Source organism: Mucilaginibacter sp. SMC90 (assembly GCF_022811725.1).
Classification (GTDB): domain Bacteria; phylum Bacteroidota; class Bacteroidia; order Sphingobacteriales; family Sphingobacteriaceae; genus Mucilaginibacter.
This window is the reverse complement of the sequence record NZ_CP094527.1, coordinates 7,172,450-7,196,971: the sequence shown is the minus strand read 5'-3', so window position 1 is coordinate 7,196,971 and position 24,522 is coordinate 7,172,450. Positions and strand designations below refer to the sequence as shown.

Annotated in this window: 16 protein-coding genes; 7 read left to right on the top strand and 9 right to left on the bottom strand. The window is 43.1% G+C overall.

Annotated features, from left to right (window positions below):
- Positions 1-149: 149 nt before the first annotated feature.
- The 5 genes from MTO98_RS29965 to MTO98_RS29945 all read left to right on the top strand — a co-directional run bounded on the left by MTO98_RS29965 (position 150) and on the right by MTO98_RS29945 (position 5,513).
- Positions 150-1,322: a glycoside hydrolase family 172 protein gene (locus MTO98_RS29965; RefSeq protein ID WP_243482794.1), complete on the top strand. Its 1,173-nt coding sequence runs from the start codon at positions 150-152 to the stop codon at positions 1,320-1,322.
- Positions 1,322-2,173 carry a fumarylacetoacetate hydrolase family protein gene (locus MTO98_RS29960; protein WP_243482792.1) on the top strand — a complete coding sequence of 284 codons (852 nt, stop codon included), beginning with the start codon at positions 1,322-1,324 and terminating at the stop codon, positions 2,171-2,173. Before MTO98_RS29965 ends, MTO98_RS29960 begins: the two co-directional genes overlap by 1 nt.
- 83 nt (positions 2,174-2,256) lie before the next feature.
- Positions 2,257-3,393 carry a DUF6786 family protein gene (locus MTO98_RS29955; RefSeq protein WP_243482790.1) on the top strand — a complete coding sequence of 379 codons (1,137 nt, stop codon included), beginning with the start codon at positions 2,257-2,259 and terminating at the stop codon, positions 3,391-3,393.
- 32 nt (positions 3,394-3,425) lie between these two features.
- Positions 3,426-4,706 carry an L-fucose:H+ symporter permease gene (fucP, locus tag MTO98_RS29950; protein ID WP_243482788.1) on the top strand — a complete coding sequence of 427 codons (1,281 nt, stop codon included), beginning with the start codon at positions 3,426-3,428 and terminating at the stop codon, positions 4,704-4,706.
- 18 nt (positions 4,707-4,724) lie between these two features.
- A complete protein-coding gene (locus MTO98_RS29945) occupies positions 4,725-5,513 on the top strand; it encodes an SDR family oxidoreductase (protein ID WP_243482786.1) in 789 nt (262 codons plus the stop codon).
- Positions 5,514-5,691: 178 nt separating this feature from the next.
- Here the strand turns inward: MTO98_RS29945 and MTO98_RS29940 are convergent, their stop codons facing one another.
- From MTO98_RS29940 to MTO98_RS29915, 6 genes are all read right to left on the bottom strand, one after another.
- Positions 5,692-6,471, bottom strand: a complete 780-nt coding sequence (locus MTO98_RS29940) for a GLPGLI family protein (RefSeq protein ID WP_243482784.1) — start codon at positions 6,469-6,471, stop codon at positions 5,692-5,694.
- Positions 6,472-6,478: 7 nt separating this feature from the next.
- A complete protein-coding gene (locus MTO98_RS29935) occupies positions 6,479-9,280 on the bottom strand; it encodes an outer membrane beta-barrel family protein (protein ID WP_243482782.1) in 2,802 nt (933 codons plus the stop codon).
- 526 nt (positions 9,281-9,806) lie between these two features.
- The gene (locus MTO98_RS29930; protein WP_243482781.1) at positions 9,807-11,024 is read right to left on the bottom strand and encodes an ABC transporter permease; all 1,218 of its coding nucleotides are present in this window, start codon (positions 11,022-11,024) and stop codon (positions 9,807-9,809) included.
- A gap of 11 nt (positions 11,025-11,035) precedes the next feature.
- Entirely contained in the window at positions 11,036-11,785 is a 750-nt protein-coding gene (locus tag MTO98_RS29925) for an ABC transporter ATP-binding protein (RefSeq protein ID WP_305852737.1), read from the bottom strand.
- Positions 11,785-13,110 carry an efflux RND transporter periplasmic adaptor subunit gene (locus tag MTO98_RS29920; RefSeq protein WP_243482779.1) on the bottom strand — a complete coding sequence of 442 codons (1,326 nt, stop codon included), beginning with the start codon at positions 13,108-13,110 and terminating at the stop codon, positions 11,785-11,787. The genes MTO98_RS29925 and MTO98_RS29920 overlap by 1 nt, the downstream gene beginning before the upstream one ends.
- An 11-nt stretch (positions 13,111-13,121) precedes the next feature.
- Positions 13,122-14,468 carry a TolC family protein gene (locus MTO98_RS29915; RefSeq protein WP_243482777.1) on the bottom strand — a complete coding sequence of 449 codons (1,347 nt, stop codon included), beginning with the start codon at positions 14,466-14,468 and terminating at the stop codon, positions 13,122-13,124.
- A gap of 452 nt (positions 14,469-14,920) precedes the next feature.
- Between MTO98_RS29915 and MTO98_RS29910 the strand changes: the two genes are divergently transcribed.
- Together MTO98_RS29910 and nagB are read left to right on the top strand one after the other, a co-directional pair.
- The gene (locus MTO98_RS29910; protein ID WP_243482775.1) at positions 14,921-17,419 is read left to right on the top strand and encodes a kelch repeat-containing protein; all 2,499 of its coding nucleotides are present in this window, start codon (positions 14,921-14,923) and stop codon (positions 17,417-17,419) included.
- Positions 17,420-18,159: 740 nt separating this feature from the next.
- Positions 18,160-20,079: a glucosamine-6-phosphate deaminase gene (nagB, locus tag MTO98_RS29905; protein ID WP_243482773.1), complete on the top strand. Its 1,920-nt coding sequence runs from the start codon at positions 18,160-18,162 to the stop codon at positions 20,077-20,079.
- A 129-nt stretch (positions 20,080-20,208) separates the two neighbouring features.
- Here nagB and MTO98_RS29900 read toward each other — a convergent pair whose 3' ends face one another.
- From MTO98_RS29900 to MTO98_RS29890, 3 genes are all read right to left on the bottom strand, one after another.
- Complete coding sequence (locus tag MTO98_RS29900; RefSeq protein ID WP_243482771.1) at positions 20,209-21,384, bottom strand: aspartyl protease family protein; 1,176 nt, start codon at positions 21,382-21,384, stop codon at positions 20,209-20,211.
- A 41-nt stretch (positions 21,385-21,425) separates the two neighbouring features.
- Positions 21,426-21,863, bottom strand: coding sequence for a hypothetical protein (locus MTO98_RS29895; protein ID WP_243482769.1), 438 nt, complete (start codon positions 21,861-21,863; stop codon positions 21,426-21,428).
- Positions 21,864-22,150: 287 nt separating this feature from the next.
- Positions 22,151-24,418, bottom strand: a complete 2,268-nt coding sequence (locus MTO98_RS29890) for an aconitate hydratase (RefSeq protein WP_243482768.1) — start codon at positions 24,416-24,418, stop codon at positions 22,151-22,153.
- Positions 24,419-24,522: the final 104 nt, after the last annotated feature.

Here is a 24,522-nt window from a genome sequence, read left to right as displayed (position 1 = left end):
TGCGCATGTTATGCTTATAAAGCGGTATGGATAGCGAAAAATTATCAATATGATTGTGAATGGCTTTTTAAAGATAGCCTGAAGCATAAACAAATAAACCTGGAGCGCATTACCAATTACTGCGTTAATTGATTTTAAAGATAAATTTTATGGTGAAAAATTATTTTTTAACGATCTGCCTGTGTGTTATTGTTGCTTCGTTTGTTAATGCGCAGCAGAAATTTAATGGCCTTGATGTAGGGCTCGGAAATCTTTACCGTACCTCCGATGCTAAGACGAGGTCTATCAGTCCGGAAAATTTTACCGGCGAGAAAGGTAAAGGTGGCATGGCCACAACGGGCACCGGCGCTAATGCCTCGCGCGATCTGGGACAGACCTGGAAAGTGAGCCCGAGTGTTGTTATCAAAAAACATACAACTTTCACTGTTGCCGAAATCAATGGTTCTGGTGCTATTCAGCACATCTGGATGACACCTACCGGAAACTGGCGTTATTCTATCCTTCGTTTTTATTGGGATGATGAAACTACCCCTTCGGTTGAAGTACCCGTAGGTGATTTCTTTTGCATGGGATGGGGCAAATATGCAGCTGTTCAATCGCTGGCTGTAGCTGTTAATCCAGGTAGTGCGTTCAATTGTTACTGGCCAATGCCGTTCCGCAAAAAATGCCGCATTACTATGGAAAACATAGATGATGCCGATATGGTGTTATATTACCAGGTTGATTATACTTTAACAGATGTACCCGAAGATGCAGGCTATTTCCACGCACAGTTTCGCAGGGTAAACCCATTACCATATAAAAAAGATTATGTTTTGGTAGATAGTATTAAAGGTAAAGGGCAATACGTTGGCACCTATATAGCTTACGGGTCTAACAAAAATGGCTGGTGGGGCGAAGGCGAGATCAAATTTTTTATGGATGGAGACACCAAATTTCCTACCATAAACGGGACCGGCACCGAGGATTACTTTTGCGGATCGTATGATTTTGATACCCACCAAAAGGATGCAGACGGGAAAGAAAAACCGGGCACCGAATACACTGAATTTTGCAGTCCTTACAGTGGGCTACCGCAAGTGATCCGCGGCGACGGACATTATAACATTGCTCAACGCTTCGGGCTATACCGCTGGCATATTGTTGATCCCATCCGCTTTGAAAAAAGTTTAAAGGTTACTATACAGGCGTTGGGTTGGCGGCATGATGGCCGGTATATGCCTTTGCAGGATGATATCGCTTCAACCGTGTTTTGGTATCAAACCGGCGAGCATGGCCCTTTCCCTAAATTTCCCTCAAAAGACGAATTGGAAGTAAACTGATGAAATTATATAAACTGGCAAAAGGCAGCTTACTGCGGCATAATGGCTCATCATATATTATTGATGATGAATGGGATAAGTTAATTAATCGTAATGATTTGGCCGCTTACCTGGAATCGGTAACTACAGATACCACAGCTTTAAATGCTGAAGTGGAAGCTGAGCATTTAAATGGCAATATTTTACCACCGATAGGCAATCAGGAAGTTTGGGCTGCCGGTGTAACTTATTTGCGCAGCAGGGATGCCCGGATGGAGGAATCGGAAACGGGTGCAAGTTTGTACGATAAGGTTTATGATGCACCACGACCCGAGCTGTTTTTTAAGGCACTTGCGCATCGTGTGTCGGGCCATAACGGCGAGGTTTATATCCGCAAAGATTCGGAATGGAATGTGCCCGAGCCCGAACTTACACTGTTTGTTAACAGCAATGGTAATATCCAGGGGTATACTATCGGTAATGATATGAGTTCGCGGAGCATTGAGGGCGAAAATGCTTTATATCTGCCTCAGGCCAAAGTATACGAAAAGAGCGCCGCCCTCGGACCTTGCTTATATATAACCACCGGGCCAATCCCCGGTGATACCGTGATCAGCATGAACATTAAACGCGCAGGTGAACTTGTTTTTGAAGATGAAACCACGGTATCGCGCATTAAACGTTCATTTACAGAGCTTACCGGCTATTTATACAGCGAATGTGATTTTCCTTACGGATGCTTTTTGATGACAGGTACTTGCCTTGTACCGCCGCCAAGCTTTACTTTGCAAATTGGTGATGTGGTTGAGATCAGCATCGATCATATTGGTACTATGGTAAACGTGATCGGCTTAAACACTAAACATAAATAACCCGGTATATGCAGCTTTTAAAAAGGTCATGGTTAGTTTTGTTGATTAGCGCTTTGGCTGCATGCACTATGTATAAACCGCCTGTGAAAAAAGGAAGTTTTGAATACGACGAGGAGTTTCTGCGGAAGCGGGACGATAGTCTGATAGTTTTAAGTGACGGTGGCTTAGGGATGGTTCTGGTATCGCCAAAATATCAGGGCAAGGTTTTTACATCAACGGCTGACGGTTCTTTCGGTAAAAGTTTTGGCTGGATCAAATATGAAACTTTTGATCTGAAACAGCCGGATCCGCACATGAATGCTTTTGGAGGCGAAGACCGCCTGTGGCTTGGGCCGGAAGGCGGGCAATTTTCGCTTTTTTTTAAGCCTGGTACCAAAATGGAATTCGACAACTGGCATACGCCAGCCGCTGTTGATAGCGAAAGCTGGGAGCTGATAGCCAAATCTGGTAAAAAGGTTTCCTTAAGCAAAAGCACACACTTGCAAAATTATGCTGGTACCAATTTATCAATTAAGCTTGAGCGTGATATAGAGATCATGGAACCCAAGGCAATACAACAGTTGCTGCGTATTGATGCTGATACATCAGTAAGATCGGTTGGGTTTAGCACAGTAAATTCGATCAGGAATACCGGCGACAAAGCCTGGGATAAAACTACAGGTGCTCCGTGCCTATGGAATTTGGATATGTTTACACCGTCGCCCAGGGTGGTGATCGTAGTGCCATACAATGAGGGTACTACCGGTAAAGTAGCCACAACCAATTATTTCGGCGAGATACCCAAAGACAGGATCTCCTATAAAAACGGGATCCTATTATTTAAAGCTGATGGTAAAAGCCGGGGCAAACTGGGCATTCCTCCTAACCGGGCGAAAAATATGGCCGGTAGCTACGACGCCGAGAACGACGTTTTAACAATAACGATGTTTGATGTGGATAGCACCGCATCGTATTTAAACCAGGAATGGAAAACGGATACTGCTCCTTACAGCGGTGATGCAGTAAATGCTTATAATGATGGCCCGCTGGCAGATGGTAAACAGATGGGGCCGTTTTATGAGATAGAAAGTGTATCTCCTGCCGCATTCCTGAAGCCGGGCGAAAAACTCACACATCAACATAGCGTATTCCATTTTACCGGTAACAAAGCCGCATTAAATAAAATAGCATTAAAAACACTGGGGATATCTTTAGATGATATCTCCGCGGTATTTAAATAACAGATCAATATATAATCAACCAATAAATTCTAATGTCAAAAAACAACGCCCTGTTCGCAGTAGCATTAATTACTTCCCTGTTCTTTATCTGGGGATTTGCACTTAATCTTAACCCGATATTAATTCCGCACTTAAAAAAAGCTTGTCAGCTCAATGACTTACAATCTTCGCTGATTGATTCGGCTTCTTATATAGCCTATTTTATACTACCTATCCCTGCCGCCCAGTTTATGAAAAAATATGGCTACAAAGGCGGGATCATTTTAGGTTTGATCCTGTTTTCTACCGGTGCATTCCTGTTTTTTCCGGCCGCTGCGGTGCGTAACTATACGTTTTTTTTAGCAGCATTGTTCATTGTGTTTTCGGGTGCAGCATTTTTGGAAACAGCTGCCAACCCTTATATCACAGTGTTAGGTGATCCGGCAGGTGCCGAACGTCGGATCAATTTTTCGCAATCGTTTAATGGCCTGGCTGCTACTTTAGCTCCTTTGATTGGCGGTAATTATATCTTATCGGGTAAAGTATTAACGGATCAGGAATCGAGCGCAATGTCACCCGATCAGCTTAACCAATATCTTAACCATGAAGCAGCATCCGTACAAATTCCTTTTGTTGTAATTGGAGCGGTGGTGCTTGTTGTGGCATTCTTAATTTACCGTACACATTTCCCGCCAATTGTTGAAGAAACCAGTGATGAGGCTGTTAATGATAATCGTTCACTTGGCGTAAGAATAGCAGAACTGCTGCAGGTGAAAAGCTTAAGGGCCGGTATTTTTGCCGAGTTTTTATACGTTGGCGCACAAGCCGGGATAAGCAGTTTCTTTATTCGTTATTCTGAAAAAGTTGCCGGATTTGCCGAAAAACCGGCATCGTTTTATCTTACCATCGCTTCGGCAGGTTTCATGGCAGGCAGGTTTATCGGTACATTGCTTATGCGTTACTTCAACCCGGTTAAACTGCTTATTACCTATGCCATTATCAATATTTGTTTAATAGCAATGACCGTTACACTTCACGGTAATGTTGCTGTTTATTCATTAATGTGCACCTGGTTCTTCATGTCAATCATGTTCCCTACTATTTTTTCATTAAGTATCCGCGGCCTGGGTGCCAAAACTAAGCTTGGTTCATCATTGGTAATCATGGGCATTGTGGGCGGTGCTATATTTCCGGTAATAATGGGCAGGGTATCAGATGCTACACATAATATTCAGATGGCATATATTGTACCTGGCTTCTGTTTTCTGGGTATTTTATTTTTTGCTATTAATAATCATAAAGTTAAAAAGCTGGTTATGGCCGGCAGTCATTAATATATCTATCATAAAAAAATGAATTTACAACTTACTGATAAGGTAATTATAGTTACCGGCGGTGCCAAAGGCATAGGCGAGGGCATAGTGAAAGTGTTGGCAGCTGAAGGCGCTATCCCGGTTATTATAGGCCGCAGCGAAGCGGATAACCTGAAAACTATTGCTGCTGTTGAAGCAGCCGGGCACAGGGCCCACCAGGTTATTGCCGAACTTACCGAGCCCAGTGCATGCGAAAACGCCGTGAAAGAAGTTATAGCCAAATATGGCCGAATTGACGGATTAGTGAACAATGCCGGCGTAAACGACGGCGTTGGCCTGGAAGGCGGCGATTATGAGGGATTTATGGCATCGTTACATAAAAACGTGGTGCATTATTACTTGATGGCACATCATGCCCTGCCTGAATTAAAAAAGTCAAAAGGCGCTATCCTCAACATTACTTCAAAAACTGCTGATACTGGTCAGGGCAACACCTCGGGCTATGCAGCATCAAATGGAGGCCGTAATGCCCTTACCCGCGAGTGGGCGGTTGAGCTTTTAAAATACGGCATCCGCGTAAATGCACTTGTAGTGGCCGAATGCTGGACACCGCTTTACGCCAACTGGATCAAAACCCTGCCCGATCCGGAAGCTAAGCTGAAGGAAATTGAATCAAAAATACCGCTGGGTAACCGAATGACTACCGCCGAAGAAATTGCGAACACTGTGGCGTTTTTATTATCCCCGGTATCAAGCCACACTACCGGTCAGTTAATTTATGTGGATGGCGGCTATGTGCACCTGGACAGGGCACTGGCCAACGCGTAAGGAATTTAAATAATAATCGAATTTAACTCCCGTTGACCGTGTCCTCACGGTCAACTTGTTTATAAAAAAGCGTCCGTGATGACACGGACGCCAGGATGATTTTAGAAGACCTGCTTTGGAAAGACTTACGAAGTTTTTAAAACTTCGTAAGTCTGATTTCTACTTCAGATAATTTGTGTTACAACGAAAACCCTTTTAAATATTGCTTCGCATACGTTTCGCCCCAGTCTTTCATGGCATTTTGCAGTACGGTAAGGAAACTTTTGGTATTACCGGCCTTGCCTTTTTTAGGAGCTGCAAGTGATTTTTCATCTATTGGTTGTTCGGTAACTTTGGTGGCAAACCAGGTTATGTTTTCGTGCGGTAATGCAACTCCCAATATCATGCCTGGCAAACCGTTAAATGATTCCGGCCCACCTGAAACAGGAATTTCATCGGTATAAAAAGCCACTACATAAATAGAATCAAGGATCAAGCCATTTGCCCGGCGGCAAGTATAACCAGCAATTTCCCTGCTTTCGCCGGTTAGCTTCCATTTGATATGCCTTGTGGTATCTTTTACCAGGAACGTTTCTTCAAATACCTTTTTTTGGCTGGTACTTAGTCCTGTATTAAAATCGGTATAGATCGTATTATTTTGTATGGCCATTGGCAGTTCGTCGCCGAAATTGTTGGGTGTGTATTCGGGTTCGATAGGGGTAAAGAGGGTTTGATTATTATCAAATTTTAAGGTGCTTTTTAAAACCTTAAACTGCGGCTTACTTTTTTTGTACTGATCATACATGGGCTGATACCAGCTTTCATTATCCTTGTTGATTAGTTTTTGAAGCATGGCCCACATATTTGATGATTTATCATACTCAATAGTGCCGTGAAAAGTGAAGTGCTTATTGCCCTGTGCCAGCAAAAGGTTTGCGCTTAGTAACAGTATGGTTGTTATGGTTAAGATCTTTTTCATGATAGGTTTATTTTTTAGGTGCACCGCCTCCAACTTTGTTAAAATCCCAGGTTAAGGAAAACATAAAGTATCTTCTGATAGTAGTATAACGTTCCTGTGTAAGCACATTGGCCGATCCGGTACGGTTGTAGCCAGTGTTCTGATTGAGCAGGTCATTTCCTGATATTGTAGCTTTCAAGGCATCTTTCATGAAAGTCCTCGAGATATTGGCGTTAAGCAGGAACCTTCTAAAATCCTGCGGAAATGATTTTGTTGGTGCGTTATAGGTATAGTTTCCATCTGAGCCAATCTGGAATTTGCCGGGCAGGTAGATGTTAAACCCTCCGTTGGCATTAAACCCGCGGCCGTTATTGTTTAGTACCGTATTAAGCGATGATGAGTTGATAGTATAGGTGGGCCCTGCCGAAACCCATGCATCGTATTTCTTTTCCTTGTATTTAGATAGCCTGATGCTGCCCGAATAGCTGTATGATTTTGTTTCGTTGAGCACATCGTTTGATAGGTTGTAGTAAGTATTGCCATTGCCCGAAAGTTCAAACCCTGCATTTATATCTATTCCCGGAACTTTTCTTTCAAAATAACTGTTCACCCAGAAATTGCTGGTTGATTTATTTTTAAGGTTTGATGATTGGTACGTACTGATACCGGTTGTTGTATCGCGCGTCACGTTACTTACAATCGGGTTACTGGTGGTTGAATATGAGCCGCTGATCCAGATATACTGGTTACTGATCACCTTGTAGGAGTTATAACTGATGTTGTACCTGTTGGTGAACGATGGTTTAAGCCCTTCGTTACCTACCTGAATGTTCAGCGGGTCGGTATTTATCCTCACAGGTTGGATCTGGTCGATATTTGGCTGCGTTGTATTGCCGTTGTAACTTATACGGATGCTTGATTGTTTTGTAAACTTGTACTGGAAGGTAGCCTGCGGGTACCAGTTAGTAAAGTTGCGTACAAGATCTTCAACGCGTCCAAATTCATCAACTTGCTTAAACCTTACACCGGCTACCTTAGTACCGATGTTGAACGAGTATTTTTGTTTTTGTAAGTTAAATACGGCCCCTCCCTGGTTTGAAAGCTGGTTCAGTTTGTAGTCGCTGCTGTAAACGCTGTCGAGCATGTTGTAAGGGCCTGTACCGGCGTCCTTGTTAAACGTACGCCTGTCGGCTGTTGAGTTGTTTACAGCCAATGCATAGCTAATGGCAAGCGTGAAATCCTTTGCTAAGGGCTCGGTATAGGTAATGTTGGTATTGATATTGGTGCTTTTGGTTTTATTTACTTTGTACTGATCAATAGTATCCGGTTTATTTACAGAAGTACCAACCGAATCATAGAATTGTGTGTGTGATTTCAAGAAACCTTTCGAGTCGCTTTCATTAAAAGCCGTTCTTAAATTTACTGATAGCGTGCGGCTTTTCTTTTTAAATTTTTTGGTGTAAAATGCATTTGCGTTAAATACCTTACCATCAACGTTGGCGCTGTTTTCACGATCATTACTGTTAATGAAGCTACCATCTAAACGACGGGTTTGTGTAGAAAAATTGCTTCGGGTATCACTATTCCTTAAGGTTCCATCGGCAGTAATTTTCAGGTTCTGCATCGAATCGATCTTTAACTGATAATTTAAATCCAGTTTTTGGCGGAACATATAATTATGATTGCTCTGATCGCTGTTAACGTTTGATATGTTGCCAGGGAAGTTATTTTGTTGTTGGGTATTTTTGGTACCGTCAACAGTAAGCGAACCTATTTTATAGTTGGTGTTTAACGATTCTTTATCATTATTCCATTTAGTATCATAATGTACACCACCGGTACGTGCCAAAGGTTTACCCTCGCCGTTATACCTGCCATCAAAACTGTCCAGGTCGTCGCCACCGCCGAAGATATAAATGCCACCGTCATCGCCAAATTCCATGTTGCCGCCGCCGCCATATTTGTTGTTATCTTCCCAGCCTAAGCCTGTTTTGCCGGTGTTGCCGAGGGTACCATAAACAGAAAATTTCTGTTTACCCTGAAAACGGTTAAACAAGGCTTGTCCCTGGTAGTATCCATCAGTACCAATACCGCCATCAAGCTTACCGAAGTAGCCGTTCTTTTTATCTTCCTTAAGTTTAATATTAATGGTTTTATCCTTTACGCCGTCGTCAATACCGGTAAATGCCGCCTGATCGCTTTTTTTGTCATACAGCTGCACCTTATCCACCATATCGGCGCGCAGGTTTTTGGTAACCAGGGTAGGGTCATCACCAAAAAACTCTTCACCATCAACCAATACTTTTTTTACTGTTTGTCCCTGCGCAGTGATCTTGCCGTCTTTATCCACCTCAATACCCGGGAGTTGTTTCAACAGGTCCTCAACTTTTGAGTTAGGCTGGATGTTGTAGGCTGCCGGGTTAAATTCGGTAGTATCTCCCTTTATTTTGATGGCTGCTGCCTTGCCTTTTACAATAACCTCCTGCAAAAGCCTTTCTTTGAGCAGCATGCTTATCCTGCCAAAATCATGCGAGGTGTGTGCAGAATCTAAAGTAAAACGCTCTACAAAATCGGCGTAGCCGGGGTAGGTAGCCAATACAATGAATTTACCTTTGCTTAAATTGTTAATAGTAAAAGTGCCGTCATCCTTAACGCGTGTAAATTTCTGAAGGATGGAGTCTTTAGCGGTAATAACGCTGATACTGGCGTTCGCCAATTTTGAGTTTGAAACGGTATCGGCTATCGTTCCTTTAATGCTGTAATTGGTTTGGGCGGATAAGTTTGCTGCGCCCATGAGAAACAGGAGTATTCCAATAATTGTGATTTTCATAAGGTCGATTATGAAAGCCAAAATATAACTAAATGGTTAGTTATGCAAACGATTTAACATTTTATACTGTAGATTTAACATTTCATCGCTAAATTTTAACATTTGGTCGCGATTGTAAGTGTGAAATGGCGTAATGACAACATAGCACAGACCGGCCGGAGGCCGGGGAATAGTTGCCACTCGCGAGGACGCGAGCGGCGGCCGTCTTTTTATGTTTTGTTATAAGTAATAAACCCAAATGTTACATCGCCGCTCGGCTCCAGCCCATAGCCGTTAACTTAAGGGAATAAATTTGGTGTAAGTGTTTTAAAATCCCCTCTCGAGAGGGGGCGCGATGGAACGAGTGGGAGCAGGGGTGTGTTATACAAGCGATAAGCCGCACGTAGAATAACACACCCCTCCACCCCTCTCGAGAGGGGAATCGCACATTCCCCTGCTTTTGAGAGGTTTTTACCTTAAGTTAACGGTTATGGGCTCCAGCCGAGTGGCAACTATCTCACGGCCTCTGGCCGCCGATTATTGCTTTTTATTCATATCGCAGCGCCTCAATAGGATCAAGCCTTGCCGCTTTCTGAGCCGGGTAGTATCCAAAAAAGATCCCCGTAATAGCGCAAACTACAAACGATAGCATTACCGACGATTCTGAAACGATGGTTGGCCATGACAGTGTAAGCGTAACCAGGTTTGATGATACAATACCCAATATAACACCAATAATACCACCGGTGATACTGATCAGGATAGCTTCCATCAAAAATTGAAGCATAATATCTTTTCCGCGTGCACCTATAGACATGCGCAAACCGATCTCGCGGGTACGCTCCGTTACCGAAACATACATGATATTCATAATGCCGATACCGCCTATCACCAATGAGATGCCGGCAATTACGGTAAGCAACACGGTAAGCAACCCGCTGGTTGAGCTCAGGGTATTGATCAGCTCGGCCTGGGTACGTACCGTGAAGTCATTATCCTCGCTGTCACGCAGGCGGTGCGAGTCGCGCAGGATCTGGGTCATTTCGGATACGGCGGCATCGGTTACTTGCTCGTTTGCCGCTGATGCATAAATATTTTGGTAATAGATAGTGGCGAGGATCCTTTTTTGAATAGTTGTATATGGAGCTATAAGGATATCGTCCTGATCCTGCCCAAAAGCGTTTTGACCTTTGGGGTTTAGGATACCGATGATCTGAAAAGGGATCTTGTTAAAGCGGATCACTTTTCCTATCGGATTTTCACCGTTGGGGAACAGGTTATCGATAACCGTTTGCCCTATCAAACAAACTTTTGCCGAGGTAAGGATATCATCTTCAGTAAAAGCGATGCCATCCTTCAAACTCAGTTTACGGATATCCAGATAATCCGGACTAACGCCCTGGATACTTGTTGGCCAGTTAAGTGCGCCATTAATAGCCTGTCCCTTTGAGGTTATTGATGGGGACAGTTCGGTAATATATTGGGCCTTTTTTAAGGCTACGATGTCTTTTTGGGTAAGGGTTTGAAAACTTGAACCTGCAATACGTACACCACCGTTAAGGTTACTGCTCGGCAATACGGTGATCATGTTTGAGCCCATGCTTGATAACTGATCATGGATGCTTTGTTTTGATCCCTGGCCTATGGCCACCATTGCTATTACCGATGCCACACCGATGATGATGCCGAGCATAGTTAAAAAGGCCCTCAGTTTATTACGTTGCAGGGCTTTGTAAGCTATCCGGATCAGGTTAAATAAATTCATGGTTGCTTAAATTAATAATCATCAGTAATTGGTAAACCCGCAAGCACTTCTTTTGCCGACCGTTGATTTGCGTTTTGAGTATCCTTCTGGATCCTGCCATCACGCAGTTGTATGGTGCGGCTGCTGAACGAGGCGATATCCGGCTCGTGCGTTACAAACACAATGGTTTTGCCCTGCTGCGAGTTTAACTCCTGCATTAATGACATGATCTCGTACGATGTACGGCTATCCAGGTTACCCGTAGCTTCATCGGCCAGGATCATTACCGGTTCGTTCACCAGGGCGCGGGCAATGGCCACACGCTGCTGCTGCCCGCCCGAAAGCTGGCTTGGGGTATGATCCAAACGCTCGGCCAGTTTTACCGCTTCCAGCGCGTGGATAGCCCTGTCCCGGCGTTCGCTTACGCTGATCTCTTTATTGTATAAAAGAGGGAGCTCCACATTCTCCAGTGCGGATGTACGGGGCAACAGGTTGTAGGCCTGGAAAACGAAACCTATTTTGCGGTTACGTAATTGCGCCAGTTCATCGCGCGACAACTTCTTTACATCTACTCCGTCCAAAAAATAATCGCCTATGGATGGTTTGTCTAAACAACCTAAAATATTGAGCAGTGTGGTTTTACCGCTCCCGCTGCTGCCCATGATGGTTACAAACTCACCGGCCGCTACATCAAAGGAGATCCCTTTAAGCGCGCGGACGGTTTCACTACCCATTTGAAACTCGCGTTTTAGCTCGCGTATATCTAAAATTTTCTTGCTCATTACCGGCGTCCTCCCCCTCCGCCGCGCGGCCTTTGCGGCATAAACGGACTGCCTGTTGGTTTGGCTGCTGCCGTTGATGAGCTTGAGGCTCCGCCGGTAACGCCGGTGATCACAGCATCATCGGCTGTCAAACCCGATAGTACTTCAACCTGGGTATTATCATTCAAGCCTGTCTGAATTTTTTTGCGGACAATCTTTTTGCCCTGCAATACCCATACAATGGCAGTTTGTTTATTTATACCACTACTGTCTTTACGGCTCTTAGCGGTATGTAATGCCTGTGAATTATCATTAGGCCCTCCGTTTCCTGCGCTGCCTGCAGCACCGCCTCCTCCCTGGCTGCCGCCTTTTCTCTTACCTCCTTTGTGCCCCACTTTTCCTACTATTTCATAATCCTTCATCAATACCGAATCGGGCGTAAAGCTTAATGCTTTGGTAGGTATCAACAGTGCGTTGTTAACTTCTTTGGTATAGATGATAATACTGGCGGTCATACCTGGTTTTAGCTTCATATCATCGTTAGGGGCATTGATAATGGTAGTATATGTAACTACGTTTGATGATACTGAAGGGTGCAGCCTGATATCTTCAACTGTACCGGCAAACTGATCATTAATAAATGCATCGACGGTAAATGAAGCGCGCTCGCCCGATTTTACATCACCGATATCGGCTTCATCCACATTGGCCTCAACTTCCATTTTGGTGATATCTTTAGCAAGTACAAACAGGGTTGGGGTACTGAAGCTTGCCGCTACTGTTTGGCCTACACTTACATTACGGTTAAGCACCACACCGTCAATAGGCGAGTAAATATCCGCATAAGATAAGTTCTTCTCTGCCGACCGTACCTGTGCTTCGGCGCTTTTAACCTGGGCTTTTGCTGAGTTCAGGGTGTTAAGAGCTGTGTCATAATCAGATTTGCTAATAGCATCTGTTTTAAACAACAGGTTTTGTCTGCCAAAGTTGTTTTGTGCAAATACCAGCTGGCTTTGTGCGTTGAGCAGTGTACCTCTTGCCTGGTCAAGTGTTGCCTGCAGCAGCGATTTATCCAGTTCGGCAATAAGCTGTCCTTTTTTAACCTTCGAGTTAAAATCCGCATACACGTATTTGATTATACCTGATACCTGCGTACCTACCGTTACGGTATCAACCGGCTCGATCCGGCCTGTGGCGGTTACGCTTTGGGCTATATAGCCCTTAGTTGGTTTTTGTGTTTGCAGCACAATGGGCTCTTCTTTTTTTCTGATAAATAGGAACCAGATGAGCACAAGTGCCACAACTATGCCTGCAATAATGAGGATCTTTTTATAACTGCTTTTCATGATAACCGGTATTATAATGTAATAGGTAGGCCCCTGTAAAAATCATAGATCTTTAGTGTGAGCAACGCGTTGTACTTGGCCTGCACAAATGCCTGCTGCGCCTGTACAAATAAGTTTTTCTGTAAAAGGAAATCAACTGTGTTGGCAACACCAACTTTAAGCTGTTCGCTGGCAATACGATAACTTTCCTTGCTGAATTTATATTCTTCGGCGGCGGCATCAAATTGACTGCGCGCGTTCTGCACGTTGATAAAAGCGCGCTCAACTGTTTGTGATAAAGTGATCTTTGTGTTTTTAAGATCAAGCTGCGATTGTTTTACGTTGATCTTTGCCTCTTCAACCTGTGTTTTTACTACCCGCTTGGTAAATATGGGGATAGACAGGTTTAACCCCAGTTGCTGGTAAAAGTTATTATTGATCTGGTTGCCGAATGAAACACCCTGTCCGTTAGCATAACCCGTATTGAGCGATGCACCTGCCGTAAGTGTAGGTTTATAGCCGGCTCTTGCTTTCTCTACATCAAACTGGGCTATCTTAACGCCCAACTCACCATTTTTAACCTCGGGCCGGTTTTGCAGGGCCGTTTGCTCTGCCTCGCGGAAAGATGAAATACTATCTATAGGGGCTATTACGGTATCAGGCTTCATAATGTCGAAGCTTAAGTCGGTAGGCAATACCAGTAATTGTTTTAAAGTTAGTAAGTCGTTACGAACTGCGTTTTGCGAGTTTACCAGGGTGTATTGGTCTGTAGCCTGCTGAGCCTGTAACTGAATCAGATCTTTACGGGCCACGCTGCCAACGTTGTATCGTTGTTGCTGCAGCTTAACCTGTGCCTGCGTAGTACTGAGCAGGTCGGTATTATAAATAACAGATTCCTTATCGAGCAATACGGTAAGGTAGGCCTGGGTTATTTGAAGTACAATATCGTTTTCCTGCTGAAGAATACTCAGATTGGCCGACTGTAGCTGCAGGTTTTTTTGAGCAATATTATTGTTGATATAACTGCCATTATACAAGGTTACATTTGAACTTACCCCATATGAACCGGATACATTATAACCCGAATGTCTGCCATTATCGCCGTTACTGAAGTTATTGCCGTGGGCAAAGGTTTGTGAACCTGTAGCGGCAAGATCAGGCAGGCGGGCGGCCTTGGCTAACAAAAACTCCTGCTGACTGGTTTGTTGTGACAGGCGCAGAGAATTGATCTGGATGTTGTTCTTTTTTGCATAGTCAATACACTTAGCCAGGTCCCACTGTAGTGATTTCCCCACAAGTGTGCTATCCTGTGCCCTGAGGCGCAAACTGCCGGTGAGCAAAAAAAAGAACGTTATGATATGTTTTACTTTCAATGGCATAGTTTTAATGTTATACCCGTAGCGGCTGGTATGTACTTGTTAGTGCATGTAAGAATACCTGCCATGGGCAAAATGTTTTGGTATGACTACGCTTAAGGCCTTAAGTAATGTATTATTTTTATTACTGTAACTGGTTGACAGGTAGGTTTATAAGTTGAAATGTACCCTGGCATGCATTTGAAGCGGGTTTAATGTACTTGTGTAAAAAGTTTTTTACGATTAACTTAATCAAACATAACGCGGCTTGATTTAAAGGATCCCGGTACAATAAGTTGGGGTATAATGAATGAAAATCTCCCTCGTGTGGTACCTAAAAATTACATAATTTAGCATATTATTCTAACCTGCAGCGCTGCCCGATCAGCGAGTTTAAACATGTATTGTAAATGGTAAAAAAGAGTAGGGTTTTAATGCTTTCAAAAAGGGCATATAAGCTTGTATTGCTTTTTATTATGTTGTCTCACGCAATTAAAAGCAGCGGACAGGGCTTGCAATTTGGCTCAAATGATAGCCTGATGAGCAAACGTACCTCTTACCAGGTTTTCAAGGAGGATTTGCCAACTTTCTATGATCGCCTTGTTATAAGTTTCGATTTGTCATTGTGGGATAACCAGCATCTTGGCTACATTTTAAATTTAACCGACGATAAAGGCAACTCATACAGCCTGAGCGCCATTTATAACCAGGGCTCGTTTCTTAATTTTAATATTGATAGCCGCAGTAATAAGCTTAGCATCCCTCTTGCCGATGCCATGCTGAAAAGGCGAAAATGGTTTAAGGTGATCGTGGATCTTGACCTGAAAGGTGATAAGGTTGGAATTTCGATAAACGGAAAATGGTACCGCGCAACAGAATTGGGTTTTACAGGTAAGATAACGGCTAAAATTGCTTTCGGAAAAAACGAGCATTATTCAGATGTGCCAAATATGGCCATTAAAAACCTGGTTATTACTAACAGTGATAAAACCTATAATTTTCCGCTTAATGAATGGGCCGGAAATGATGTTTTTACAAACGATGGCGATAATTTAGGGCATGTTGACAACCCGGCCTGGCTTATTAACGAATCATATTTCTGGAAGCAAAAGTTTGTACACACCTTTAATGAAGTTGCAGGTATCAACTTTAATGAAAAAACGGAGCAGTTTTTTATCTTCAAAAGGGATTCACTTATGCTCTACGACACAGAACGTGATGCGGTTTGGTCAAAGCCATTTAAAAACAGGTTAGAGGTGCCTTTGCATCTCGGCAAAAGTATCATAAACCTGAAAGAGAATAAATGTTACTTATATGAGGTACTGAGGGCGCCGCAGCCTGCCCCAAGTATTGCTTCTTTTAATCTCGACAGCCTTAACTGGGATTTTTATGGTAAATCAACCATAATGGAGCAAAGGCACCATCATAATATTTTTTACGATAAAGATTTTAACAGCTTTTACCTGTTTGGCGGGTACGGTTCTTTTAAGTACTATAACAACTTTTTTAAGTACGATAAAGCAACGGATAACTGGCAGAAACAAAATTTTACCGGCGATGTGATCAATCCCAGGTTTTTTTCGGCTGCAAGTACAGCCGACCAAAATAATGATGTTTACATTTTTGGCGGATATGGCAACCAGTCGGGTAACCAGGTAGTAGGGGGGATGCACTATTATGATCTGTACAGGGTTAATCTCGATAAGCATACCATTAAAAAACTTTGGGAGATAAAACCGGATGAAGAGGCATTTGTGCCGGCCAATAACCTCATTGTTTCAAAGGATAAGCAATTTCTTTACGTGTTATGCTATCCGCATGAACGGCCAAAAACAAGTTTGCGCCTGTATAAATTTTCGATAAAGGATGGCTCATATCAGGTTGTAAGCGGTACCATCCCTGTAATATCCGAACGTATTGAGACCGACCACAACCTGTTTTACAATTCGAAGCAAGACGTATTTTATTGTGCCACGCAGGAGTTTGAAACTCCGGAGCAATCTACCATAAAGATTTTCGCGCTTACTGCCCCGCCTGTGAGCCAGGAAGCTTATATGAATGCCCATGGGCCCAGGAAGCATTCCTTTACTTTATACAGGATATTGGGGGGCGCATCTGCACTGCTATTGATATTTGGCATTGTGGTATTTTTCCTCCGGCGGAAAAATGATGATGAAGAACCGGTGCCTGTTATCAGTGACCAATCAATGATACCACAAGATGAGGAAAAAGTAGTTGATAACAAGGCTAATGCCGTTTACCTGTTAGGCGACTTTACCGTTTGTGATAAAAACAAACGCGATGTTACCTATTTGTTTAGCCCTAAAATTAAGCAACTTTTTATCCTCATTTTGTTAAACAGCCGCGAAAAAAACGGTGTGGTATCAAAAAAGATCTCTACTACGTTGTGGCCTGATAAGGATGTGGTTAAAACCAAAAATATCCGCGGAGTAACTATCAACCACCTGCGTAACATCCTTTCTGATATTGACGGGCTTGAACTTGCCTTTTTGAATGATACTTATAGTTTTATCATTACTGATGATTTTTACTGTGATTATTTTGTGGTGAGGGATTCTCTAAAACAAAACAATGGCAATGAACCGGCTGTGTTAAGCCACTTTGATTTGGTAGCCCGGGGCGGCCTGCTACAGCATATTCCCGAAATGTGGCTCGACGATTTTAAACAGGATTATGAAGAGACGCTGATGCCCGTTATTTTACCCGTGATAAAAAAGGTTTACGATGCCTTTGATTATAAAAAAGCTTTGGAAATTTCGCGTATTGTGTTGAGCATCGATCCGTTTAACGATACCGGGATCAAGTTTAAACTTAAATCCTTGCGCCGCACTAAAGGCATTGAGCATGCGCGTAAAATTTATGAAGAGTTTAGTGCCGAGTACGAGAAGTCATTAGGCGAGGAATACCCTGTTCCTTTCGAAAAGATCTGTTCCAATAAGTCGGATCAACGCTAACTATAGCGTTAATAGGTTATTCTTGACGCGTTTTTAAGTAAAATGAATCTTTTATGAATAAATTCTACTAAATATATAGATTTAATAGAATATTTATATATTTGCAACAGATTAGTTTGCAAATGGGGTTCATTTTAAACTAAATGGCAGGAGCTGGCCGGCAGCAAAAGGATGGTTCGATTCCGCCCCTGCATCTCTTCTCATCTCATGATTTATGTTTTATAATTGGTTAGCAAAAAGAGTATTCCTGCCCATCAGGAGCTCTTTTGCCTTTTTTATTCAACTTTAAAAATAAGCAAAGTATCATTTTGAAACGAGGAACGAGTGAGAAACCTTTGTATGCCTTAACAATAAACTGTGCATAGCAACTTAGAAAAGCGTACAGCATTTCTCTTTCGCCCCCGGTGCTCAGACCCTTCGGCTCTGTCTATAAACGACATTTTTTTATATAAGCAACAGTCAGGAAGCAAATTTTAACCTAAACAGACTTTAAATCCTACTTTAGCGGATAAGATACTTATTAAAATAATTTAAAAAGTTCTTTTGATTCAGACTTTGTTTTATTAAGTTTGTATTGATAATGTACAGCATATTATTATACGCACTTTACTTTATTCTCATGTCGGTGAGGATAAACATTTTTGTTAATTGGTTTGATAAAAATCCTCGCCCCTGGCGGGGGTTTTTTGTATAGCGACTTTTTAAACTTTAACATATAACATATAGGTTCTGAACAAATTATGGCACGATTAAATTTATTGGAAGAGACGCGTTACGAGAAGTTACCTGTAAGCGTGTATAACAACCAGCATGAAGCCTCGGTTGCAGTAGCGAACCGGATATCAGATCTGATCCGGGCGAAACAAGCAAAAGGCGAAAAAGCGGTACTGGGTCTTGCCACCGGTGTAACACCGATAGGTGTATATGCCGAACTGGTAAGGCAGCACAAAGAAGCGGGACTTAGTTTTAAAAATGTGATCACTTTCAACCTGGACGAGTACTACCCGATGAAGCCAACAGCAGCACAAAGCTACGTGACCTTTATGTACGAAAACCTGTTCAGCCATATAGATATTGAGAAAGCCAATGTGCATATTCCCGACGGTACGCTGGATAAAGATGCAGTGGCAGGCTACTGCCTGGCCTACGAGAAGAAAATTGAAGAACTTGGCGGCTTAGACCTTCAGATCTTAGGTATCGGTCGTACAGGTCACATCGGCTTCAACGAGCCGGGCTCTGCACCAAACTCGGGTACCAGGATGGTAACGCTTGATGACCTGACCAGGCGTGATGCTGCACGTGACTTTGGCGGTAAAGCTGATGTACCAACTAAAGCAATCACGATGGGTATCGGTACTATTTTCAAAGCAAGGGAAATCATCCTGATGGCCTGGAATAAGAAGAAAGCCCCGATCATTAAAAAGGCGGTAGAAGGAGAGATCTCGGGTGAGGTACCAGCCACTTACCTGCAATTATCTCAGCATGTGGAGTTTGTACTGGATGCTGATGCCGCATCGGAGCTAACAAGGTTTGATACCCCATGGCTGGTAAAAGATTGTGTATGGAATAACCAGCTAAAGAAAAAGGCTGTTATTTGGTTAGCCAGCGAGGTTAATAAACCTGTACTGAAACTAACCGAAGAAGATTACAATAACCATGGTATGGCGCAATTGGCGGTAGAGCAAGGGCCGGTATACAATATCAACATAGATATTTTTAACCAGATCCAGCATACCATCACCGGCTGGCCGGGCGGCAAACCAGATGCGGATGATTCACAAAGACCGGAAAGGGCATTGCCTGCCAAAAAGAGAAGCATCATTTTTTCACCACACCCTGATGACGATGTGATCTCCATGGGCGGAACGTTCATCCGTTTGGTAGATCAGGGACATGATGTACATGTAGCTTATCAAACCTCGGGCAATACCGCGGTATGGGATGATGATGTGCTGAGGTATATGGAATTTGCGATAGATTTTACCAATAGTATTGGTGAAGATACCACGCATCTGAAACAATCATATGAAGATATGAGGGCCTTTTTCCCTAATAAACAGCCAAACGAGATCGATACACAGGAGATCAGGAATGTAAAAGGCTTTATCAGGAAAACAGAAGCTATTTCAGGCGCAAGATATGCAGGCCTGCAAGATGATCATATCCACTTTATGGCTTTACCATTCTACGAAACGGGTAAAACCAAGAAGAACTCGGTAGGCGAGGAAGATATCCAGTTAACAATAGAATTGCTTCAAAAAGTAAAGCCACAACAAATTTTTGCGGCAGGTGATTTTGCAGATCCTAACGGAACGCATTTGGTATGTTTCAAGATCATATTGGCAGCACTGGATAGGTTAAAAGGTAAAGAAGCCTGGGTAGAAGATTGCTGGTTATGGATGTACCGTGGTGCATGGCATGAGTTTGAAACTTATGAGATAGAAATGGCTGTACCATTATCGCCACAGGAAGTGATCCGTAAACGTAACGCCATCTTCAAGCACCAATCGCAGAAGGATACACCTGTATTCCCAGGCGATGATGCAAGAGAGTTTTGGGTTAGGGCAGAAGACCGCACCCGCGACACCGCCCAACGCTACGACCGCCTTGGCCTTGCCGAATATGAAGCTATGGAAGCGTTTGTAAGGTATAAATTCTAATATTTTAGTTCATGGATCATAGTTGATGGTTCATAGATCAACAAACTATATTTCCCCCGGCGCCCGTGTCTTCACGGGCGCTTTTTTTTATAACGTAAATTGAGGCGTTTTCATGACAATTGCTAATGATCATAGCTCCCGCTTCATCATTATCTTCTTTACTTCACCCTTGCTGTTTTTAATTGTCAAAACAGTCGATAGCTTTCCATCAAGTATTCCTGTTTTTCTGTTAAGCAATTCGCAAATATCTATGGTTTCGGTATTCTGGTCATCAACAGCCAATATCTGGTCGCCCGGCTCAACCTGGCCTTTTAACTCCTGCCAAACTGTTCCAACTACAAAATGATTACCCGATACACTTGGTTTAATTGGCCAGCTGTTTTTTTCGACGTGTATGGTATCTGCTTTTGTATCGAAATAAAACTGGTGGTGAATAAAATCTAAGGTAAGGCCTCCATAGTCGAGCAGTTTGGTGCCCATTCGTGTCATATTGCTTTTATTGGTCTCGCCGGTAAAATTGGTGAATATATGTTTTCCTATTTTAATGGCAGGAAAAAGTATGCGCCTTGTGCTGTCGCTTTTCTGTAAACCGAAAAGGCTTCGGGTACCTGTTCCGTAGCCGGCGCTGATGGTAGTAAAAGTGTTGGCTTTTTCGGACGTCGCCAGGTCTTTTTCGGCCGGCACAAAGAGGCTGCTTTCCCCGCTATCAAAACCAATCATAAAATAAAGCTGATCTTTGCTCCCTATAAGGATGTAAGGGTAGCTTTGTATAGGATCGACAACTAATTGAGCTGCATTCTTTTTACTTAGTGATAGCTTTTTAGTATTATCGGTGATAACGATTATCTGTTTTTCAGGATCGATCTGCACAATAGATTTCCGCAGAATATTGCTACCCAATATACCATCTATATGCCAGCAGGTATAAGCATCAGAGTTTGTTACGAGGCTTGGGACATTATTAAAGGTGGTACTGCCCAGCTTAATTTCGGCCAGGCTAACTACGTTTAATGAGTCTTTTCTTCCGGTAGCATCAGATATGTTCATGCGGTTGATACCGGGCGACTTCAATTCGGCAGCAAGACTGGGAGTAATTTGTACAGGTGCGCCGGTATCAAATAAAAAGCGGTGTTGTTTACCTGCAATTTCTACAGTAATAAACATCTTGCCGGATAGTTTTTCGTAGGGGATTTCTTCGTAGTAGTTTTTAGCGCTTGTTCCTCCCTGGTTAAAGGTAAACGGTTGCTGAGCAGAGGCAAAAGTGCTGATTAATAAAAGTAAGGTTGAGGTTAGAATTGTTTTCATATTAGGTGTATGGCTTTAAATTTAGCGAAAAATTTTAAACGCTACACACTGATGATATTTGTATTTAGCTTCCAATGTTTGTTCTTGTTAGCAACCAGGTATTTAAGAATGTCTGCGGTAGTTTTTAAACCATCTCTCCCAATACCCGCCCAAAAGTCAATTATTTTATCATTGTTATATCTTATCAGAATAAGATGCGTCACTACGCCTATTCCTCCTGTTTTGTAGGTAATTATAAAAAGCTTGCTGTCTGCACCGACGCTGATCAGTTGACGACGAGGGAGGTGTTCATCCCAACTACCATCACAACAATTCCAGTCCTTGCCCGGATCCGTTATGGAAAACTCGTCCTTGCTGAAAGAGGCTAAGAAATCCTTAACCACAGGAGGGACTCCTTTTATGCTTTTATCTAATATTATGTGAGACTTTTTAAGATCGAGTATAAAAGCATCAAGGTTCTTGTTTTCAAGAATGATCATTTGATTAATTGCTAATGAATCGCCGAGTTGTTTTACGCTTGAAATACGATGCTGGCTATATGTATTTTTTTGATTCCGGGCCGATTGTGCACTTACGCAAACTGGCGAAATAATTAAAAGAATTAAGATTAACGCTATTGATCTCATAAGGAATTGGTTTGTAGTTGAAACGTTAATTTCATTGTCCAAGTACGTATATATGTAAAACGTCGTTCAACAAAAAAAGCCTCCCCAAAAGGGAAGGCTTTCAAATATTAAATCTGAAATCAAAATTCCGATATCCGAAATTAAGATGCCATTTGTTTGCGGATGATGTTTAATGCACCGCCTGCTTTAAACCACTCAATTTGCTGAGCATTGTAAGTGTGGTTTACAGGGAATGATTCGGTTGAACCATCTTTGTGGTGTAATACAACGGTTAACTGTTTGCCGGGAGCAAAAGTAGTTAAGCCGGTGATATCGATGATGTCATCTTCCTGGATTTTGTCGTAATCATTATTATCAGCGAAAGTGATACCCAACATACCTTGTTTTTTAAGATTGGTTTCGTGGATACGGGCAAATGATTTTACCAGTATGGCACGTACACCAAGGTGACGGGGCTCCATAGCTGCGTGTTCACGTGATGAACCTTCGCCATAGTTTTCGTCGCCTACTACAATCGAACCGATACCTGCTGCTTTGTAAGCACGCTGAGTAGCCGGAACCGGACCGTACTCGCCGGTTAATTCGTTTTTAACGCTATCGGCAGTAAGGTTAAAGTAGTTGATAGCACCGATCAACATGTTGTTTGAAATATTGTCCAGGTGACCACGGAATTTCAACCATGGGCCGGCCATCGAAATGTGGTCGGTAGTACATTTACCTTTGGCTTTGATCAGCAATTTAAGGCCTGTAATGTCGGTACCTTCCCAAGCTTTAAATGGCTCAAGCAATTGCAAGCGTGATGAAGTTGGAGAAACAATCACTTCAACTTTGCTGCCATCTTCGGCTGGTGCCTGGTAGCCTGCATCTTCAACCGCGAAGCCTTTTACCGGTAATTCGATACCTTGAGGTTCGTCAAATTTAACCTGCTCACCTGCTTCGTTAGTTAAAGTGTCGGTAAGCGGGTTGAAAGTTAAATCGCCTGCGATAACGAAAGCGGTAACAATTTCCGGTGACGCTACGAAAGCGTGAGTATTAGGGTTACCATCCTGACGTTTAGCGAAGTTACGGTTAAACGAAGTGATGATAGAATTTTTGCGGGTAGGATCGTCAGTATGACGGGCCCACTGGCCGATACATGGTCCGCAGGCGTTAGCCAATACCACACCGCCCATTTCGGCGAAGGTAGCAAGGTAACCGTCACGATCAACAGTATAACGTACCTGCTCAGAGCCCGGAGTGATGGTGAACTCGGCCTGAGTTTTTAATTTTTTATCGATAGCCTGTTTAGCGATAGAAGCCGAACGGGTGATGTCTTCGTAAGATGAGTTGGTACATGAACCAATCAAACCAACCTCTAATTTGGTAGGCCAGCCGTTTTCTTTAACAGCTGTAGCAAATTTAGAAATAGGCCATGCCAAATCCGGAGTGAACGGACCGTTTACATGTGGTTCAAGCTCGCTCAGGTTAATCTCGATAACCTGGTCAAAATATTGCTCAGGGTTAGCATAAACTTCTTCGTCGCCGGTTAAGTGTTCAGCAATAGCGTCGGCTAAGTCAGCGATATCGGCACGTTTAGTACCTTTTAAGTAAGCAGCAGCTTTTTCGTCGTAACCGAAGATAGAGGTTGTAGCACCGATTTCGGCACCCATGTTACAGATAGTACCTTTACCGGTTGCAGACATTGAGCGTGCGCCTTCGCCAAAGTATTCAACAATAGCACCGGTACCACCTTTTACGGTAAGGATGCCAGCAACACGCAGGATAACGTCTTTTGCTGAAGTCCAGCCAGAAAGTTTACCGGTTAATTTAACACCGATCAGTTTAGGGAATTTAAGCTCCCATGGTAAGCCGGCCATTACGTCGCAGGCATCAGCACCACCAACGCCAATAGCAATCATACCTAAACCGCCTGCATTAGGTGTATGTGAGTCGGTACCGATCATCATACCACCAGGGAAAGCGTAGTTTTCCAACACTACCTGGTGAATGATACCTGCACCGGCTTTCCAGAAACCAATACCATATTTATCAGATACTGAAGCCAGGAAATCGTAAACTTCACGGTTAACGTCAACAGCAGTACTTAAATCCTCAACAGCGCCAATTTTAGCCTGGATCAGGTGATCGCAATGTACGGTAGACGGAACGGCAACCTGCGGGCGACCGGCTTGCATAAACTGCAAAAGGGCCATTTGCGCAGTAGCATCCTGCATAGCTACGCGGTCTGGTGCAAAATCAACATAATCTACCCCGCGGCCGAATGCTTTTTGGGCATCGCCTTCGCTAAGGTGGGCATATAAAATCTTTTCGGTTAAAGTTAGGGGTTTACCGGTCGCTTTACGGGCAGCATCAACACGTGTGCTGTAGCGGTCGTAAACCTTTTTGATCATATCTAAATCAAAAGCCATTTGTATTTGATTTTTAGGTGAAAAGTAAAAGAAATTGACGTTAAGCCCATTAACTGGCCTTAGAGCGGCGAATTTACAAAAAATAACATTTGAAAGCGGTTAGT

Coding starts and splice junctions, on each gene's coding strand:
- MTO98_RS29965 (WP_243482794.1), top strand. CDS start 150: ATGGTGAAAAATTATTTTTTAACGATCTGCCTGTGTGTTATTGTTGCT.
- MTO98_RS29960 (WP_243482792.1), top strand. CDS start 1,322: ATGAAATTATATAAACTGGCAAAAGGCAGCTTACTGCGGCATAATGGC.
- fucP (WP_243482788.1), top strand. CDS start 3,426: ATGTCAAAAAACAACGCCCTGTTCGCAGTAGCATTAATTACTTCCCTG.
- MTO98_RS29945 (WP_243482786.1), top strand. CDS start 4,725: ATGAATTTACAACTTACTGATAAGGTAATTATAGTTACCGGCGGTGCC.
- MTO98_RS29940 (WP_243482784.1), bottom strand. CDS start 6,471: ATGAAAAAGATCTTAACCATAACAACCATACTGTTACTAAGCGCAAAC.
- MTO98_RS29935 (WP_243482782.1), bottom strand. CDS start 9,280: ATGAAAATCACAATTATTGGAATACTCCTGTTTCTCATGGGCGCAGCA.
- MTO98_RS29930 (WP_243482781.1), bottom strand. CDS start 11,024: ATGAATTTATTTAACCTGATCCGGATAGCTTACAAAGCCCTGCAACGT.
- MTO98_RS29925 (WP_305852737.1), bottom strand. CDS start 11,785: ATGAGCAAGAAAATTTTAGATATACGCGAGCTAAAACGCGAGTTTCAA.
- MTO98_RS29920 (WP_243482779.1), bottom strand. CDS start 13,110: ATGAAAAGCAGTTATAAAAAGATCCTCATTATTGCAGGCATAGTTGTG.
- MTO98_RS29915 (WP_243482777.1), bottom strand. CDS start 14,468: ATGCCATTGAAAGTAAAACATATCATAACGTTCTTTTTTTTGCTCACC.
- MTO98_RS29910 (WP_243482775.1), top strand. CDS start 14,921: ATGTTGTCTCACGCAATTAAAAGCAGCGGACAGGGCTTGCAATTTGGC.
- nagB (WP_243482773.1), top strand. CDS start 18,160: ATGGCACGATTAAATTTATTGGAAGAGACGCGTTACGAGAAGTTACCT.
- MTO98_RS29900 (WP_243482771.1), bottom strand. CDS start 21,384: ATGAAAACAATTCTAACCTCAACCTTACTTTTATTAATCAGCACTTTT.
- MTO98_RS29895 (WP_243482769.1), bottom strand. CDS start 21,863: ATGATCATTCTTGAAAACAAGAACCTTGATGCTTTTATACTCGATCTT.
- MTO98_RS29890 (WP_243482768.1), bottom strand. CDS start 24,418: ATGGCTTTTGATTTAGATATGATCAAAAAGGTTTACGACCGCTACAGC.